The 14,753-nt window shown below is 61.6% G+C and carries 14 protein-coding genes; 13 read left to right on the top strand and 1 reads right to left on the bottom strand.

The features are described from left to right. Nucleotides 1-219 precede the first annotated feature (219 nt). The 13 genes from AC1Q80_RS27280 to thmT all read left to right on the top strand — a co-directional run bounded on the left by AC1Q80_RS27280 (nucleotide 220) and on the right by thmT (nucleotide 13,701). Nucleotides 220-1,338 (top strand): ABC transporter substrate-binding protein, encoded by a 1,119-nt coding sequence (locus tag AC1Q80_RS27280; protein ID WP_492362457.1) that lies wholly within the window; start codon nucleotides 220-222, stop codon nucleotides 1,336-1,338. Nucleotides 1,339-1,409: 71 nt separating this feature from the next. Then, nucleotides 1,410-2,294 carry an ABC transporter permease gene (locus AC1Q80_RS27285; protein WP_492362458.1) on the top strand — a complete coding sequence of 295 codons (885 nt, stop codon included), beginning with the start codon at nucleotides 1,410-1,412 and terminating at the stop codon, nucleotides 2,292-2,294. Further along, the gene (locus AC1Q80_RS27290) at nucleotides 2,291-3,079 is read left to right on the top strand and encodes an ABC transporter permease (protein ID WP_492362459.1); all 789 of its coding nucleotides are present in this window, start codon (nucleotides 2,291-2,293) and stop codon (nucleotides 3,077-3,079) included. Before AC1Q80_RS27285 ends, AC1Q80_RS27290 begins: the two co-directional genes overlap by 4 nt. Before the next feature lie 2 nt (nucleotides 3,080-3,081). Further along, nucleotides 3,082-4,140 (top strand): ABC transporter ATP-binding protein, encoded by a 1,059-nt coding sequence (locus AC1Q80_RS27295; protein WP_492362460.1) that lies wholly within the window; start codon nucleotides 3,082-3,084, stop codon nucleotides 4,138-4,140. A gap of 44 nt (nucleotides 4,141-4,184) precedes the next feature. After that, the gene (locus tag AC1Q80_RS27300; protein WP_492362487.1) at nucleotides 4,185-5,207 is read left to right on the top strand and encodes a TIM barrel protein; all 1,023 of its coding nucleotides are present in this window, start codon (nucleotides 4,185-4,187) and stop codon (nucleotides 5,205-5,207) included. After that, complete coding sequence (locus AC1Q80_RS27305) at nucleotides 5,204-5,992, top strand: inositol monophosphatase family protein (protein ID WP_492362461.1); 789 nt, start codon at nucleotides 5,204-5,206, stop codon at nucleotides 5,990-5,992. Before AC1Q80_RS27300 ends, AC1Q80_RS27305 begins: the two co-directional genes overlap by 4 nt. A gap of 228 nt (nucleotides 5,993-6,220) precedes the next feature. Next, nucleotides 6,221-6,808 carry a helix-turn-helix domain-containing protein gene (locus tag AC1Q80_RS27310; protein ID WP_492362462.1) on the top strand — a complete coding sequence of 196 codons (588 nt, stop codon included), beginning with the start codon at nucleotides 6,221-6,223 and terminating at the stop codon, nucleotides 6,806-6,808. Between the two features lie 186 nt (nucleotides 6,809-6,994). After that, on the top strand, nucleotides 6,995-7,333 hold the full coding sequence (locus tag AC1Q80_RS27315) for an antibiotic biosynthesis monooxygenase family protein (protein WP_492362463.1): 339 nt from the start codon (nucleotides 6,995-6,997) through the stop codon (nucleotides 7,331-7,333). 58 nt (nucleotides 7,334-7,391) lie between these two features. Beyond that, nucleotides 7,392-9,404, top strand: coding sequence for a hydantoinase/oxoprolinase family protein (locus tag AC1Q80_RS27320; protein ID WP_492362464.1), 2,013 nt, complete (start codon nucleotides 7,392-7,394; stop codon nucleotides 9,402-9,404). Continuing rightward, the gene (locus tag AC1Q80_RS27325; RefSeq protein WP_492362465.1) at nucleotides 9,401-10,981 is read left to right on the top strand and encodes a hydantoinase B/oxoprolinase family protein; all 1,581 of its coding nucleotides are present in this window, start codon (nucleotides 9,401-9,403) and stop codon (nucleotides 10,979-10,981) included. The genes AC1Q80_RS27320 and AC1Q80_RS27325 overlap by 4 nt, the downstream gene beginning before the upstream one ends. Nucleotides 10,982-11,029: 48 nt before the next feature. Continuing rightward, nucleotides 11,030-12,499, top strand: a complete 1,470-nt coding sequence (locus tag AC1Q80_RS27330; RefSeq protein WP_173422350.1) for an APC family permease — start codon at nucleotides 11,030-11,032, stop codon at nucleotides 12,497-12,499. A gap of 127 nt (nucleotides 12,500-12,626) precedes the next feature. Beyond that, complete coding sequence (proC, locus tag AC1Q80_RS27335; RefSeq protein WP_492362488.1) at nucleotides 12,627-13,418, top strand: pyrroline-5-carboxylate reductase; 792 nt, start codon at nucleotides 12,627-12,629, stop codon at nucleotides 13,416-13,418. A gap of 88 nt (nucleotides 13,419-13,506) precedes the next feature. Next, nucleotides 13,507-13,701, top strand: coding sequence for a 2-hydroxymuconate tautomerase (thmT, locus tag AC1Q80_RS27340; RefSeq protein WP_173422348.1), 195 nt, complete (start codon nucleotides 13,507-13,509; stop codon nucleotides 13,699-13,701). A gap of 148 nt (nucleotides 13,702-13,849) precedes the next feature. Here thmT and AC1Q80_RS27345 read toward each other — a convergent pair whose 3' ends face one another. Beyond that, nucleotides 13,850-14,746, bottom strand: coding sequence for a LysR substrate-binding domain-containing protein (locus AC1Q80_RS27345; protein ID WP_173422347.1), 897 nt, complete (start codon nucleotides 14,744-14,746; stop codon nucleotides 13,850-13,852). Between the last annotated feature and the right edge of the window lie 7 nt (nucleotides 14,747-14,753).

Here is a 14,753-nt window from a genome sequence, read left to right on the forward strand (position 1 = left end):
CCTCCGAAATTGGTACAGTCGAATGCATGATAATGGACGTTTTATTGTTGTCCAATTGTTACATGCTCCGCCTACACGAAACGCACCGATGCCGCCCCTGAGGATGCAGACAGAGTGCGGGGGAACCGGAATGCAGCGAACCCGATCGCGGCCGACTGCCGATTAACGACTGCAAGCCAACGCTCAACGGCCGTCACGGACGGCAAACAGGAGGACTTCATGAAGACGCGCCTATCTAACGCCGCCCGCTCGGCCTTCGTTTCCACGCTTGCCATCGCCGCCGCGCTGCCGGGCCTTGCCCGTGCGGAGGCGCCGCAGGCCCTCGTCGATGCCGCCACGAAGGAAGGCATGCTCACAGTCATCGCCCTGCCGCATGACTGGTGCAATTACGGCGGGGTCATCGAAGGCTTCAAGGCAAAGTATCCCGGCATCACCGTCAACGAACTCAACCCGGATGCCGGCACGGCCGACGAACTGGAGGCCATCCGCTCCAACAAGGGCAATACGGGTTCGCAGGCGCCTGACGTCGTCGATCTCGGCCTCGCCTTTGCGCCCGCGGCCACGAAAGAAGGCCTGTTGCAGCCCTACAAGGTGGCAACCTGGGACGAAATCCCGGACAATATCAAGGATGCGGACGGCTACTGGTATGGCGACTACTATGGTGTCATGGCCTTCGGCATCAACAAGGATCTGGTCCAGACTCCGCCGGCCGACTGGTCCGACCTGACAAAGGCGGAATACTCCGGCTCCGTCGCGCTCACGGGCGATCCGCGTTCATCTGCCCAGGCGATCCTGGCGTTGATGTCGGCGGGCATTTCGCGCGGCGCGGAGCCGGGCGCCCAATCCGGTGCCAAGGGCCTGGAGCTCTTCGCGGAACTGAACAAGGCCGGCAACTTCGTGCCTGTGCTTGGCAAGGCCGGCACCATCGCACAGGGCCAAACGCCGATCATCGCCGCCTGGGATTACAACCTGCTCGCCTGGCGCGATGCGCTCAACGGCAACCCGCCGATGGATGTCATCGTGCCGACGACGGGCGTCGTCGCCGGCGTCTATGTCCAGGCGATCTCGGCCTATGCGCCACACCCGAACACCGCCAAGCTCTGGATGGAATACCTCTATTCCGATGAAGGCCAGACCGGCTGGCTGAAGGGCTATTGCCACCCTGCGCGCTTCAACGCCATGCTTAAAGCAGGAAAATTCCCGCAGGACCTGCTCGACAAGCTGCCGCCGGCTGAAGCCTATGAAAAGGCGGTCTTCCCGAGCGTCGAGGCGCTGGACGCCAACAAGGGCGCCATTGTCGAAGGCTGGGACAAGGTGGTCGGCGCCAACGTGAAGTAACGCCGCATCCGTCCGAAGGCTGCGCGCCTCTCGCGGGGCCTTCGGACACAATACACCCGGGAAACAATCCGATGACGACAAGCGCCGCTATCCTGCCGGCGGCCTTGCGGCCGCGACACCTCCTCAGCTGGCTCGGAGTCGCTCCGTTCTTCCTCTTCGCCACGCTGTTCCTGATCTTGCCGACACTCAATATCGTCATCGGCGCCTTCCGCAATCCGCAAGGACAGGTGACGCTGGACAACCTTGGCAAGCTCCTGTCACCTTCCATCCGGTCTGCCTTCTGGATTTCTGTCGAACTCAGCCTGCTGACAGCGGCGCTCGGCTGTCTTCTCGGCTTCCTCATCGCTGCCGCCATCACGCTCGGCGACCTGCCGCGCTCGCTCCGCAACGGCATCCTCACCTTCTCGGGCGTCGCATCGAATTTCGCCGGCGTGCCACTCGCCTTTGCCTTCATCGCCACGCTTGGCCGGCTCGGATTCGTGACGATGCTGCTGCGCAACTGGTTCGGCATCAATCTCTACGGCTCCGGCTTCAGCATCGTCTCCTTTCTGGGGCTGGCACTCACCTATCTCTATTTCCAGATCCCGCTGATGGTGCTGATCATCACGCCTGCGCTGGAGGGTTTGCGCCGCGAGTGGCGCGAGGCGGCCGAAAGTCTCGGCGCCACCGGCGCCCAATATTGGCGGATGGTGGCGCTGCCCGTGTTGTGGCCCTCGCTGCTCGGCACGCTGGCGCTGCTCTTTGCCAACGCCTTTGGAGCGGTCGCAACCGCCATCGCGCTCACCGGCTCCTCGCTTTCCATCGCGCCAATCGTGCTCTTCGCGCAGATCCGTGGCGACGTGCTCAACGATCCGCATCTCGGCTATGCCATCGCCTTCGGGATGATCCTTCTGACCGCGATCGCCAATGGCATCTACATCCTCTTGCGCATGCGTGCCGAACGGTGGGTCAAATGACGGGAAAACGCATCTGCTCCTGGCTCGCCGTCGCCCTTGGCGGTCTCTATTTCCTGTTGCCGCTTGCCGGCATGTTTGATTTCTCGATGCGCATGAAGCGCGGCGAATACAGCTTCGAAGCGTACCGGATCGTGCTCGCCGACCCTCAGTTCCAGCAGACCTTCGGCTATTCGGTCATGCTGGCCTTGCTGACCATCGTGCTCGGTATCCTCCTTGTCGTGCCGACGGCCTATTTCGTTAGGCTCAAGCTTCCCGGTCTGCGGCCGATCATCGAGTTCATCACGCTCCTGCCGCTGGTCATTCCGCCCATCGTGATCGTCTTCGGATATATCCGCATCTACAACACCTCTTCGGTCCTGCCGCTGACCGGCACCTGGTTGGGCACCAATCTCCTTTTGCTTTTCGGCTATGCGACGCTGGCACTGCCTTACATGTATCGCTCGGTGGATACGGGCCTGCGCACCATCGACATCGCCAGCCTCACAGAGGCGGCACAGTCGCTGGGGGCCGGCTGGGCGCGGGTCCTTGCCGTCGTCATCCTGCCGAATGTGTTCGTCTCGGTGCTGTCGGGTGCGTTCCTGACGTTTGCGATCGTCATCGGCGAATACGTCTTCGCCGCCCTGCTGAATGTCAATTCCTTCGGCCCCTACATGGTCTGGATGGGCGGCAATCGGGCCTATGAGCCCTCGGCGCTCGCCGTCGTCGCCTTTGCCATCACCTGGGCCTGCATGGGGCTGATCCAGCTCGTCACCCGCTTTTCCAGATTTTCCACCGTGAGACGCTGACCATGGCCTTTCTCGACATTCACCACCTGCAAAAATCCTTCGGCGCCCACCGCGTCGTAAAAGACTTCACCCTCGGCATCGAAAAAGGCGAGTTCGTCTCGTTCCTCGGCCCCTCCGGTTGCGGCAAGACGACGGTGCTGCGCATGGTGGCCGGCTTCGAGACGCCGACATCCGGCGCGATCCGCATCGGCGGCCGGGATGTGACCAACCTTCCCGCCAACCGGCGCAAGATCGGCATGGTGTTCCAGGCCTATGCGCTTTTCCCCAACCTGACGGTTGAGGAAAACATCGGCTTCGGCCTCAAGGTGGCCGGTGAAGGCAAGGCAGCAATCGCTCGGCGTGTTGGGGAAATGATGGAGCTGATCGGCCTGCCGCAGCTTGGCAGCCGCTATCCGTTCCAGCTCTCCGGCGGCCAGCAGCAGCGCGTGGCGCTCGCCAGGGCGCTCGCGCCGCGCCCGCAGGTGTTGCTGCTCGACGAACCGCTCTCGGCACTCGACGCAAAGATCCGCGTCAGCCTGCGCGAGGAGATCCGCCGCATCCAGCAGGAACTCGGCATCACCACAATTTTCGTCACGCACGATCAGGAAGAAGCGCTGTCCATATCGGATCGCATCGTGGTCATGCACCAGGGCATTGCCGACCAGATCGGCACGCCCTTCGAAATCTACAATCGCCCGGCGACGCGTTTCGTGGCGGAGTTCGTCGGCACACTCAATCTCGTGGATGCCGACGTGGTCGAGGCGGCGAGCGGCAGGGTGCGGGTGGGCGAGGTCCCCGTCGCGCTGAACCGCCCCTTGGCTGCCCGCGCCGGCGAGCGTATCAGCCTGGCGCTACGGCCGGAAACAGTGGCGCTCGGCCGCGCAGAGGGACACGACGTCGTGCTCTCCGGTCGTATCGCCGAAGTGCATTTCCTCGGTTCGGTGATCCGTATCCGCGTGGCGATCGGCGGCCAGGTCATTTCCCTCGACACGTTCAACCAGCCCGACCGGCCGCCGCCGGACGTCGGCGCACCCGTCGAGGTTAGTATCTCGGACCGCGACCTTCTCGTGCTCGCCGCCTGAAAGATGGCGCATCGTAATGCTCAAGGAGCGGCATCGTGACGGAAATGCCATGGGTTCATGAACCGCAGTCCGATTGGCGCGCAAGGGCGGCCGCGCTGCCTTCGGTGAAGCGCATCCAGCTTGTCGCTCGTGCGCGCGCCGCGCCGCTCTTTGCCCATGCCTATGCCTTTCATCTCAACATGCGTTTCGGTGGCATGGCGCCGCGCGATCTTGTCGAATTTGCCGCCACGCAGCGTCTGGCCGGCCTCAAACTGCATGTCGACGATGGCGAACAGGCCAGCCTCAGTCGAATGGGTGACGATGCACTCACCGCTTTCGCCAGGCAGGTGGAGGCGCGACGGCTAGAACTTCATGTCGAGACCAGCACGACGGAGGCAGCCGGTCTTGCCGATGCGGTACGTGTTGCGCTTGCCACAGGGGCTACCTCCCTGCGCTGCTATCCGCGCTACGAGGGACGGGTGTCGCAGATCATCGCCTGGACCATCGCCGATCTCAAGCGCCTGGCCGATTTCGATCCGCAGGGCCGGTTGCGTTACACGCTGGAACAGCATGAAGACCTCAAATCGGAGGAACTGGTCCGCATCATCGAAGCCGTCGACAATCCGCGCCTGAGCCTGCTGTTCGACTTCGGCAACATGATCAACGCCTACGAAATGCCAATGCCGGCCCTTGCGCTCCAGGCACCGCATATCACCGAGGTGCATATCAAGGATTGCCTCGTAAAACCGGATCACGGCGGCTGGGCCCATCTCGCCTGCCTTTCCGACGAGGGGCATCTGCCGCTCAAGGCGATGCTCGTGGACCTGCTGCTGCTCGGCGACGACCGGCCGCAGGTTGTCTCCTTCGGGCTGGAGGAGGAGGAAGGCTATTTCGCGCCAGCCCTGCGTTTCCCGGGGGAGGAGGCCGATCCGTTCATTCCTTCCCGCTCTGCCAGTTTTACCGATTTGGGAGGCGGCGAGCTCGCGGCGCGCCTGCGGCAGGAAGCCACTGCCGCCCATCAACAAGTCGAAACCGTCAGGGCGATGCTCGAAGAGATCGCCTCCGAAGCCGAAAGGGCAGAAGGATGACCCAAGCAGATGCCTGCCCTCCGGCCTTTCTCGCCCTGGCCCATGCCATCGCTGATGCCGCCGCTGAAACGATCCGTCCCTGGTTCCGCAAGCGGATCGCCATCGACGCCAAGGCCGATGCCAGCCCGGTGACCATCGCCGACCGCGATGCCGAAACGGTCATGCGCGGGATGATCGAGGCTGCGTTTCCGCAACACGGTATCCGGGGCGAGGAATTCGGCGCCTGCCGGACCGATGCGGAGTGGGTCTGGGTGCTCGACCCTATCGATGGGACGAAGTCCTTCCTTTCCGGCTCGCTAGCCTTCGGCACGCAGATCGCGCTGCTTCATCGGGGCAAACCTGTTCTCGGCCTTATCAACCAGCCGATCACGGGCGAGCGCTGGCTCGGTACAGGCATCATCGCGACGCTCAACCAGGAGCCGATCCGCACCAGCGAGAACACCCGGCTCGATGAAGCCATCCTCTACACCTCTGCACTCGAACAGTTCTATCACGCGCGCCACAACCGCTTCGCAGCACTCGCCGCAAAGGTCCGTTTCACCCGCTTCTCGCACGATTGCTACGCCGCCGGCCTCCTGGCCCTTGGTGGCATTGATCTCCTCGTCGAAAGCGACGTCTTCGACTACGACATCCTGCCGCAACTCCCCATCATCGAGGCAGCAGGTGGGATCGTGACCGACTGGGACGGGCAGCCGCTCGTCGACGCGTCTCGGTATGGCGCCGTCCTTATGGCGGCGAATGAGGAGCTTCATCAAGCAGCGTTGGCGGTCCTGCGCCGAGATTGACCGCCCGAACAGGACCATTTCGCGCAATCAATCCCTGACCAAAGCTTACCTGGTATGCACGTTTAAAGCCCGCAGTTCGTATCCCTCCAAGGCGATAGATTCCAGGCAAGGCCATCGTTCCTGGCACGCGATGACGTCGAAAATTGCAGTGGCATCACAATTTCTCTTGACCTCGGCCCCAAATTGCGTGAAATTGTAGTCACAGCACAATTCTGGGAGGGATTCACTGTGGACCAGACGATTGGCTCCGGCGCGACGCCGCTTACCGAGCGGTTGCGCCGCCGCCGCAAGGAGCTGAAGCTTACTTTGAAAGAGGTTGCCGAGAAGTCGGGACTTTCCTTCAGTTTCATTTCCCAGATCGAGCGCGGCATGACGATGCCGTCACTCACATCGCTGGTCGCGTTGTCGCGCGCACTCGATAGCCCCATCAATATGTTTCTGGAGCAGCCGACGGGGAACTCTGCCGAGACCCGCCACAACAGGCGGGTCCCCTATGCGATCGGTCCGAACTCGGCGACGTACGAGCGTCTCTCCACCAAATTTCCCGGAAGTGTGTTGAGCAGTGCGCTCATCACCGAACCGCCAGGGCGCCGCACCGAGCCGATGTCCCACGAAGGTGAGGAGTTCATCTTCATGGTCGAGGGGGCGCTGACGGTCGAAGTGGAGGGAACCGTGTATGTGTTGGAGCAGGGTGACTCCCTGCACTATGCGTCGACGCGAACGCACACGACCTGGAACCATACGGACCGCGTCGCGGTGATGCTCCATACTTGCACGATGGAGTATTTCGGAGACGGTGCGGAAGGCACCGGCTGATCTCCGGCGGACACCTTTGCGCTCACTGAGTAAGCGCGCGCGAAATTAGACAATTCAGATCCAAAGCAGTCGCCCTATCCGCCGGTATCCACCGACGGAAGACGATCCCTCGTTGGCTCAAGAAGGCAGGCGAGTGGGTCCAACCGGTTTGCGCCAGGGCCAACCCAAACTGACAGTGAGAGGCTCATGATCAGAAGTGTGCTGAGTTTGAGGCCAAAGCCAGGCCATAGCCAAGACTTGGTCCAGTTTTTCGAGGCTCGAAAAATTCCAGAGCGGGCCCTGGCGTCACCGGGTTGTCTCGGCGTCGAGGTTCAGAATCTTCTGTCTGGCGGCGAGGAGGTGCTCGTCACCGCGCTCTGGGCATCTATCGAGAGCTACCAGATATGGCTCAGCTCTCCCGGACGCCACGAGGACGGCGTGCAGATGCAGCCCCTGCTCGCCGAACATGGTGAAGCGGTGGGACCGGCGAGACTCTACCTGGTCGCACGCTGCGCCAATCACCAGAACACATCCGTATCGCGCTAACCGGTGGTCGCCGCCAGTAAGCGCAGCGCTTTGAATATCTATAGAACTGGAGGAAGAAATGAGTTTGCCCCATTTGCGTGTCGGGGTCGATATCGGAGGAACGTTCACCGACATCGTCATCATGGATACCCACGCGAACAGCACTCGAACGTACAAAGTGCTCAGCACACCCCGTGAGCCCGCGAAGGGAATGCTGCGGGGACTCGATGAACTTGGTGTCGCGAGGGACATCGATTTTCTCGTCCACGGCACGACGGCGGGATTGAACGCCATCCTGTCCCGCACCGGCGAGCGTATCGCGCTGGTGACCACCGAAGGCTTCCACGATGTGTTGTCGCTCGGGCGGGCCGGAAACAAGGATATCTGGAGCCTCAAGCCCAAGAAACCGGACCCGTTGGTTCACCCGCAGGACATTCACACGGTTCGCGAGCGCATCCGTCATGATGGCTCTGTCGAGGCGCCGCTCGACGAGGCGGACGTCGAAAAGATCGCCAGCTGGCTGAGCGCCGAGGGCGTGCGCAGCGTCGCCGTGTGTTTCCTGCACGCCCACAAGAACCCTGCACACGAACTCGAGTTCAAGGCGCTGCTTCAGAAGCGCTTCCCGCAGATCTCCGTGATGCTCTCGCATGTCATAGCGCCGGAACAGGGAGAATTCGAGCGGACATCGACGACGGTCGCAACGGGCTATGTCGCCCGCACGGTCGAAACCTATCTGGCTGCACTCGTGCGGGAGCTTGGTGCACGGGAATGCACCGCCCCCTTGCACGTGATGCGCTCAAGCGGCGGTATTTGCTCGGCCGAACTTGTTGCGCGTCAGCCTATTCAAACCATTCTTTCGGGCCCCGCGGGTGGCGTGGTGGCCGCTGAGACCATATCAAGATCGTTGAACCGGCCGAATATCATCGCGATCGATATGGGCGGTACGTCCTCGGATGTGAGCCTGGTGATCGGCGGGCGAATGACCTTGTCCGCGGAAGGCGACATCGCCGACAACGTGATGAAGATGCCGGTGGTGGAATTGCACACGATCGGTGCGGGAGGTGGATCGATCGCACGTGCGGAAGCTGGCGGATTGCGTGTCGGACCGTTGAGTGCCGGCGCCAATCCTGGTCCAGCCTGCTACGGGCTCGGCGGAGCGCAACCGACCGTAACAGACGCGCAGCTTCTCTTGGGGCGGATCGATCCAGACTGGTTCCTTGGCGGCCGGATGAACCTCGATGTTGGCGCAGCCAAGGAGGCGATGGGGTCGCTTGCCCGTGAATTGAGTATCGACGTTGACGCTGCCGCCGCGGGCGTGCTCGCTGTGGCGAACGCGATGATGGCCAATGCCATCCGGACGCTGACCATGCGTCGCGGTATCGACCCTCGCGATTTTTCGCTGCTCGCCTTTGGTGGGGCAGGTCCGCTGCACGGCGCCGCCCTGGCTGACGAACTCGGCATTTCGGAGGTCATTGTTCCCTTCGGCACCGGCGTGCTGTCGGCCTGGGGCATGCTGCATGCCGACATTCGACATGACGTTTCTGCACCGCTGAGTGGTCTCGCCCACAACCCGGATGCCGGGTCACTCCTTGAGCAGACACATGCGCTGCTTCGTGAACAGGGCGCCAGGCTTCTAAAGGAGGAAGGTGTAGAGGAAACTGCATCCGGCTACTCCGCAACGGTGGAGATGCGCTACGCCGGCCAGGCCCATCCGGTTTCCGTGCAGATGGTTGATCCCGAAAGCCTGTTGCAGGCGTTTCACGATACCTACCGTCAGCGCTTTGGGCACTCGATGCCGGGTGCGCCGGTCGAGCTCGTCCAGATGCGGCTTGCAGCGACCGGAAAGATCGGCGCCGATTTTGTCGACCGGTACACGTCGGCTGAAGAACGAGCCGAGACGAAGCGGACCGTTACCATCGATGGCAAGCGCCACGAAGCACGCATTGTCCACCGCGAAAGCCTCGATCGCCAGGACGTCATCACCGGCCCAGCGATCATTCTGGAAGATGGTTCGACCACGCTGGTGCCGCCTGGATGGGCCGCGCGCCAACAACAGTTCGGAACTCTAATCCTCAGGAAGATCAACCCATGACCGTCGACGTCGTTACCACAGAGATCGTTCGAAACCTCTTTCTGTCCGCAGCTGACGACATGCTGGCGACCTTGGTGCGATCTGCCTTTCAGCCATTGATCTATGAAAATGGCGACGCGGCCGTCGCGCTGCTCGACCGCAATGCGGACGTTCTTGGTCAGTCGAGCGGCCTGCCGCTCTTCCTCGGCAGCCTCGATCAGGCCGTCAAGGAAGCCGTGCGGTTGCGCGGCGGGAAAGCTTGGCTGCAGGAGGGCGATATCGTCTTCTTCAACGACCCCTACATCCAGGGGACGCATCTCACCGACGTGACGATGTTTGCGCCGCTGTTTCTCGAAGGGGAACTCGTTGGCTATGTTGCCGCGCGCGCCGACGTCACCGATGTCGGTGGGCGCGATCCTGGTGGCGGAACCGAGACCACCGAGGTCTATCAGGAAGGCATACGCTTCGGCCCGGTAAAGATCGGCAACAAGCATGGACCGGTCGAAGACATCATCGACATCATACGCCGGAACAGCCGTAGCAAGGACCTGATCGTTGGCGACATCAACGCCATGATCGCCGCTTGCCGGACGGGTCAACGGCGCATGCTGGAGATCGTCAACCGCTTCGGCCTCGCCACCATCGAGGCTTGCCGCGATGAAATCTTTCGGCAAAGCGAAATGGCAGATCGCCAATCGGTCGCGGCAATTCCTGACGGAACCTATGAAGGCAAGGGCTATCTGGACAATGATGGCATAGTGCTCGGACAGCCGGTCCCGATTGCGATCAAGGTCCATGTGAAGGGTGAACGCTTGGTTGTTGACATGAGCGATAGCCCAGACGCCACGAAGGGACCGATCAACTGCGGTCGCGCCCAGACGGTCGCCGCACTGCGGGTAGCCTACAAGATGCTTCTGGCGCCCGAGCGTTCCTTTGATGGTGGATGTTTCCGCAACATCGAGATCGTCACCCGACCGGGATCGCTGCATGACGCGCTCGAGCCGGCGGCCTGCGCCTGGTACTACTCGTCGTTCGGTCTCCTGATCGACCTCTTCATCAGCGCGTTTTCCTCCGTGCTGCCCGATCGCGTGACCGCTGCGCAGTTCGGGGACTCCATGATCACCTACTTCGCCGGTCAGGACCCGCACGATCCCAACCAATCCTACATGTGCGTGGAGGCTCATGCCGGTGGTTGGGGGGCGTCGGCCAACGCCGACGGCGCCGATGGCATCATCAACGTGCTCAACGGCAGCTTCCGCAACACACCCGTCGAGGCGCTGGAAGCGCGCTATCCGGTGACCGTCACCGAATACGCCATTCGCGTGGGTTCAGGTGGGGCCGGCCAGAACCGCGGTGGCTGCGGTATCGTCCGGCGGTATCGTTTCGACGCGCCGACCCAGCTCTATCTTTGGCTGGACCGGTCGATAACGCCGGCCTGGGGATTGATGGGCGGCGAGCCCGGTCTTCCGCCGCGCGTCGAAATAGCCGGCAGCGTCAACAGGGACGATCTTCTCAAAGCCAATGGAATCCTGCTCGCGGCGGGTGATCGGCTGTCGATCATGACCGGCGGCGGTGGCGGCTTCGGCAAGGCGGCCTGACGAAGGCGCACAAGACCAGCTCCAAACAGCAACAAAAAGGGGAATGTCATGACCAACATGTACTCGTCGGATGAACCCGGCTCAGGTGCGCAGAGTTTGACCGATGCGTCGGCAAGCACTGGGGGAGGGCGGCTCGGTGCGAAAGACGTGGTGTTCTTTGTCATTGCGGCCGCAGCACCTCTCGGCTTTGCAGTCGGCTCGACGCCGCTGGCAATCGGGCGGGGCGGTATCGGAACGGCCGGCATGTTTCTGGTGGTCGGGGCATTCCTCGCGATCTTCGCCGTCGGGTACACCGCGATGACACGCTTCGTGCCCAACGCAGGTGCACTTTTTTCCTACATTGCCGCTGGCCTCGGTCGTCCGCTCGGCCTCGGTACCGCCTTCGTGGCGGTGCTCGCCTACGCAATTGCCGCGACGGGAGCGATAGGCCCCTTCGCCGTGTTCGCAAGCCAGGCGATGGCCTCGATGACGGGCGTGCAAACCTCCTGGGAGCCATGGGCGTTCGGGGCGCTGGCGGCGATGGGTATCCTCGGCGTCATGAATGTCGAGTTGAACATCCGTGTTCTCGGCGTCATCATGCTGGTAGAAGTCGGCGTCTTGCTTGTGCTTTCGGCCGGCATCGTCGTTGCGGGCGGTGCAGAGGGGCTATCGCTCCAGCCGTTTCGGCCGGACATCGTAGCCGGCGGTGAAATCGGCGTTGTGCTGCTCGTCGTCTTTGCTGCCTTTGCCGGCTTCGAGGCCACGGCGCTATTTCGCGAAGACGTGCGCAATCCCGTTGCGACCGTGCGCAAGGCAACCTTCGCGTCGATTGGCCTGATCGCGGTGTTTCAGGCACTTGTCACCTGGGCCATTGTACAGGGTTTCGGCAGTTCGGCTGTTGCCGTTGCCAACGAGAAACCGACTGAAATGTTCACCATGGCCGCGAGCCAATATGTCGGGGCAGGCTTTGCCGAGATCATTACGCTGCTTGTCGTCGGCAGCTGGTTCGCGTCCATTCTCGCCTTTCACAATGCCACTGCCCGCTATCTCTACGCGCTGGGCCGTGACCGCGCCATCAATCCAGTTTTTTCAAAAAAGTCGAAGGAGAGCGGGTCGGCGTGGGTCGCAAGTCTTGCCCACACACTCTTCAGTGCCATCGTTCTGTTGTACTGCATGTGGCAGGGCCTCGATCCTTATCTCGACCTGTTTGTCGTTGGAAGCGTCCCGGTTGCGGTCAGTATTCCGGCAATGGAACTGCTAACCGCGTTATCCATCCTTGCGTTCTTCTGGCACGATCGCCGCGGCGTCTCGCTGTGGGAAGGCAAGATCGCTCCCGCCATTTCGGCGATCGCGCTCGCCGTCGTCGTCTACTATGTGCTCAGCAACATTCCGATGTTCACCGGGCGGGAGGGGGCAATCAACTGGATCCTCCCAGCCATCAATCTCGTCGTCCTGGCGCTCGGCATTAGTCGTGCCCTCTGGATGCGCCGCAACCGTCCTGCCGAATATCACCTGATCGGCCATTGGGGCGAGAAATAGCATTCGCGGTAGCCGCTTTGCCACGCGTCGCGTCCGCAGATCACTTGCGGACGCGACGCACAATTTCACAAACGCTGGAGCCGAAAGATCGTGTCGCATTTCTCCGAAAGGGTGTTCTGTCCTGCTGATCGGCTGCGGAAACATGGGGTCCGCAATTGCACTTGCTCTCAATGGGGCAATGGCGAACCTCTCTCTGACCGTGATCGACGCGGACGAAGAGAAGGCCAGAAGGCTGTTGGGAGAGCAAATTGAAGCCAGGGTTGTGAGCGATAGTGCTGCCCTGGGGGCCGATCAGTTTGATGTCTGCGTTGTGGCGGTCAAACCAGGTGACGCGGTTGAGGCACTGTTGAGCGCCAAGGCAAATCTGCAAGCGTCACTGATCATTTCGATCGCCGCGGGAGCCCCTATTGCTTCGCTGCAACGAGGCGCGGCCCACAATTCACGACTGGTGCGGGTTATGCCAAACCTTGCCGCGATTGTGCGGAAGGCGATGAGCGTTGGATATGCCGACGGCGCGATATCGTCCGAGGATCGGACGTTTGTCGAGGTCGTTTTCGGGGCTATGGGGCGTTTCCATTGGCTGAAATCAGAAAATGAGATCGACCTTGCCACAGCGATCACCGGCAGTGGGCCAGGATACGTCTTCTCTTTCACGCAACATCTGCAGCAGGCGGCCGAACAGATCGGGTTTTCGAAAGAAACGGCCGATTTGTTCGCGCGCCAGATCATTGTTGGCGCGGCCGGGCTCATCGACGAGGATCCGCGCTCACCGCTTGAACTCAAGCATGCGGTCACAAGCCCTGGCGGCACGACGGCAGCAGGGCTGGCCGTCTTCGAGCAAGCGGAGGCCATGCCGCAAATCCTATGCAAAACCATCGCCGCTGCCGCAGTGCGCGCGAAAGAATTGGCAACGGAATAAAGTTAGCGACGTCGGCCTGCTTGACGCTGCTCCCGTCTACCCCGAAAGCGTCCTTTATCACTGAACCGTTTCCGGAAAGGAACCCGTCATGCCCTGGATAAGAATTGACCTGTCTGAAGGTCGTACCGTCGAGCAAAAGCAGAAAACGGCCGAAGCCGTGACACAGGCACTGGTCGAACACTGTGGGTGTACGCGCGAAGCGGTCAGCATCGTCTTCAATGATGTCAGCGACGACAATTGGGCCTTCGCCGGCAAGCTTCTGTCGCAACGCGTCAAGCCATAGAATGTCAACGATCTCTTGTTCGGCAAGCTCTCGCCTGCCGGACAAGACGCAAGTCTTTCCATCACACGATCCCGGTTCGACGGTTCTGTTCCAGCTGACGCAGAACCTCTGTCGCGGCCGGAGCGCAAGATGGAAAGAGCCAATGCAGTCAGTCAGTCACGCTCTTGGCTTCATTGAAGATCCATTCAATGAATACTTTTGACAGCGGGGAGTTCTCGCGGCCCTTCTGGGTCAGGACATAGTAGCCCTTCGGCGACGCATTGAGGGAACCCTTCAGCGGGCGCACCAGCGCACCTTGCGCCAGCTCCTCCGCGGCCGTGATGTTGTCGCCCATCGCAACGCCCAGGCCGCTGCGTGCTGCGGCGAGGTTCTGGTTGAAGTCTTCGAAATACAGCCGCCGGATGTCGGCGGGAACGGACTGGCCCTGCGCCTTGAACCAGTCGTTCCAATGGGTGCCGCCGACCCCATCGAGAAGCACGTACCGGAAGAGATCGCGATTTCGCTTGATGCCGCCGTCCTGGTTCAGCAGGACTGGACTGCACACGGGAAAGAACTCCATCTGTTTCAGCAACCGGGCCTCCAGCTTGCTTGAGCGGGGGTCACCGAACGTGATCGCGAGGTCCGCGATTCCGTCCTGAAAGGGATCGCTCAGTTCGGCAAGCGACATCAGTTGCAACTCCACCCGCTCGAAACGCGCGTAGAACTTTCCGAGGCGGGGGATGAGCCAGCGCGTTGCAAATCCCGGCATGCAGCGAAGAACCAGCCGGCCTGCGATCGGGTCGCGCTGCAAGCCGTGAACAGCCTCATGGAGCAGGCTGAAAGACTGACTGATCTTGCTGTGCAGCTCCTGCCCCTCGGGTGTGAGGGTGAAGTTATCGCGTGACTTGTTGGCAAGCGGAAAGCCGAAATGCTCTTCCAGTTGTCGAAACTGTTTGCTGATCGCGCCGGGCGTGACGTGAAGCTCATTGGCCGCCTTGGTCAGGCTTCTGTTTCGCGCACTCGCTTCGAAAGCGCGCAGAGCATTCAACGGCGGTAATCTGTTCAACGTTCCA

Source organism: Ensifer sp. GW823-FHT05D09 (assembly GCF_058795755.1).

Excerpts from the sequence above, each read along its gene's own strand:
- thmT (WP_173422348.1), top strand. The coding sequence starts at position 13,507 with ATGCCCTGGATAAGAATTGACCTGTCTGAAGGTCGTACCGTCGAGCAA.
- AC1Q80_RS27280 (WP_492362457.1), top strand. The coding sequence starts at position 220 with ATGAAGACGCGCCTATCTAACGCCGCCCGCTCGGCCTTCGTTTCCACG.
- AC1Q80_RS27315 (WP_492362463.1), top strand. The coding sequence starts at position 6,995 with ATGATCAGAAGTGTGCTGAGTTTGAGGCCAAAGCCAGGCCATAGCCAA.
- AC1Q80_RS27305 (WP_492362461.1), top strand. The coding sequence starts at position 5,204 with ATGACCCAAGCAGATGCCTGCCCTCCGGCCTTTCTCGCCCTGGCCCAT.
- AC1Q80_RS27285 (WP_492362458.1), top strand. The coding sequence starts at position 1,410 with ATGACGACAAGCGCCGCTATCCTGCCGGCGGCCTTGCGGCCGCGACAC.
- AC1Q80_RS27290 (WP_492362459.1), top strand. The coding sequence starts at position 2,291 with ATGACGGGAAAACGCATCTGCTCCTGGCTCGCCGTCGCCCTTGGCGGT.
- AC1Q80_RS27325 (WP_492362465.1), top strand. The coding sequence starts at position 9,401 with ATGACCGTCGACGTCGTTACCACAGAGATCGTTCGAAACCTCTTTCTG.
- AC1Q80_RS27320 (WP_492362464.1), top strand. The coding sequence starts at position 7,392 with ATGAGTTTGCCCCATTTGCGTGTCGGGGTCGATATCGGAGGAACGTTC.
- AC1Q80_RS27295 (WP_492362460.1), top strand. The coding sequence starts at position 3,082 with ATGGCCTTTCTCGACATTCACCACCTGCAAAAATCCTTCGGCGCCCAC.
- AC1Q80_RS27330 (WP_173422350.1), top strand. The coding sequence starts at position 11,030 with ATGACCAACATGTACTCGTCGGATGAACCCGGCTCAGGTGCGCAGAGT.
- AC1Q80_RS27300 (WP_492362487.1), top strand. The coding sequence starts at position 4,185 with ATGCCATGGGTTCATGAACCGCAGTCCGATTGGCGCGCAAGGGCGGCC.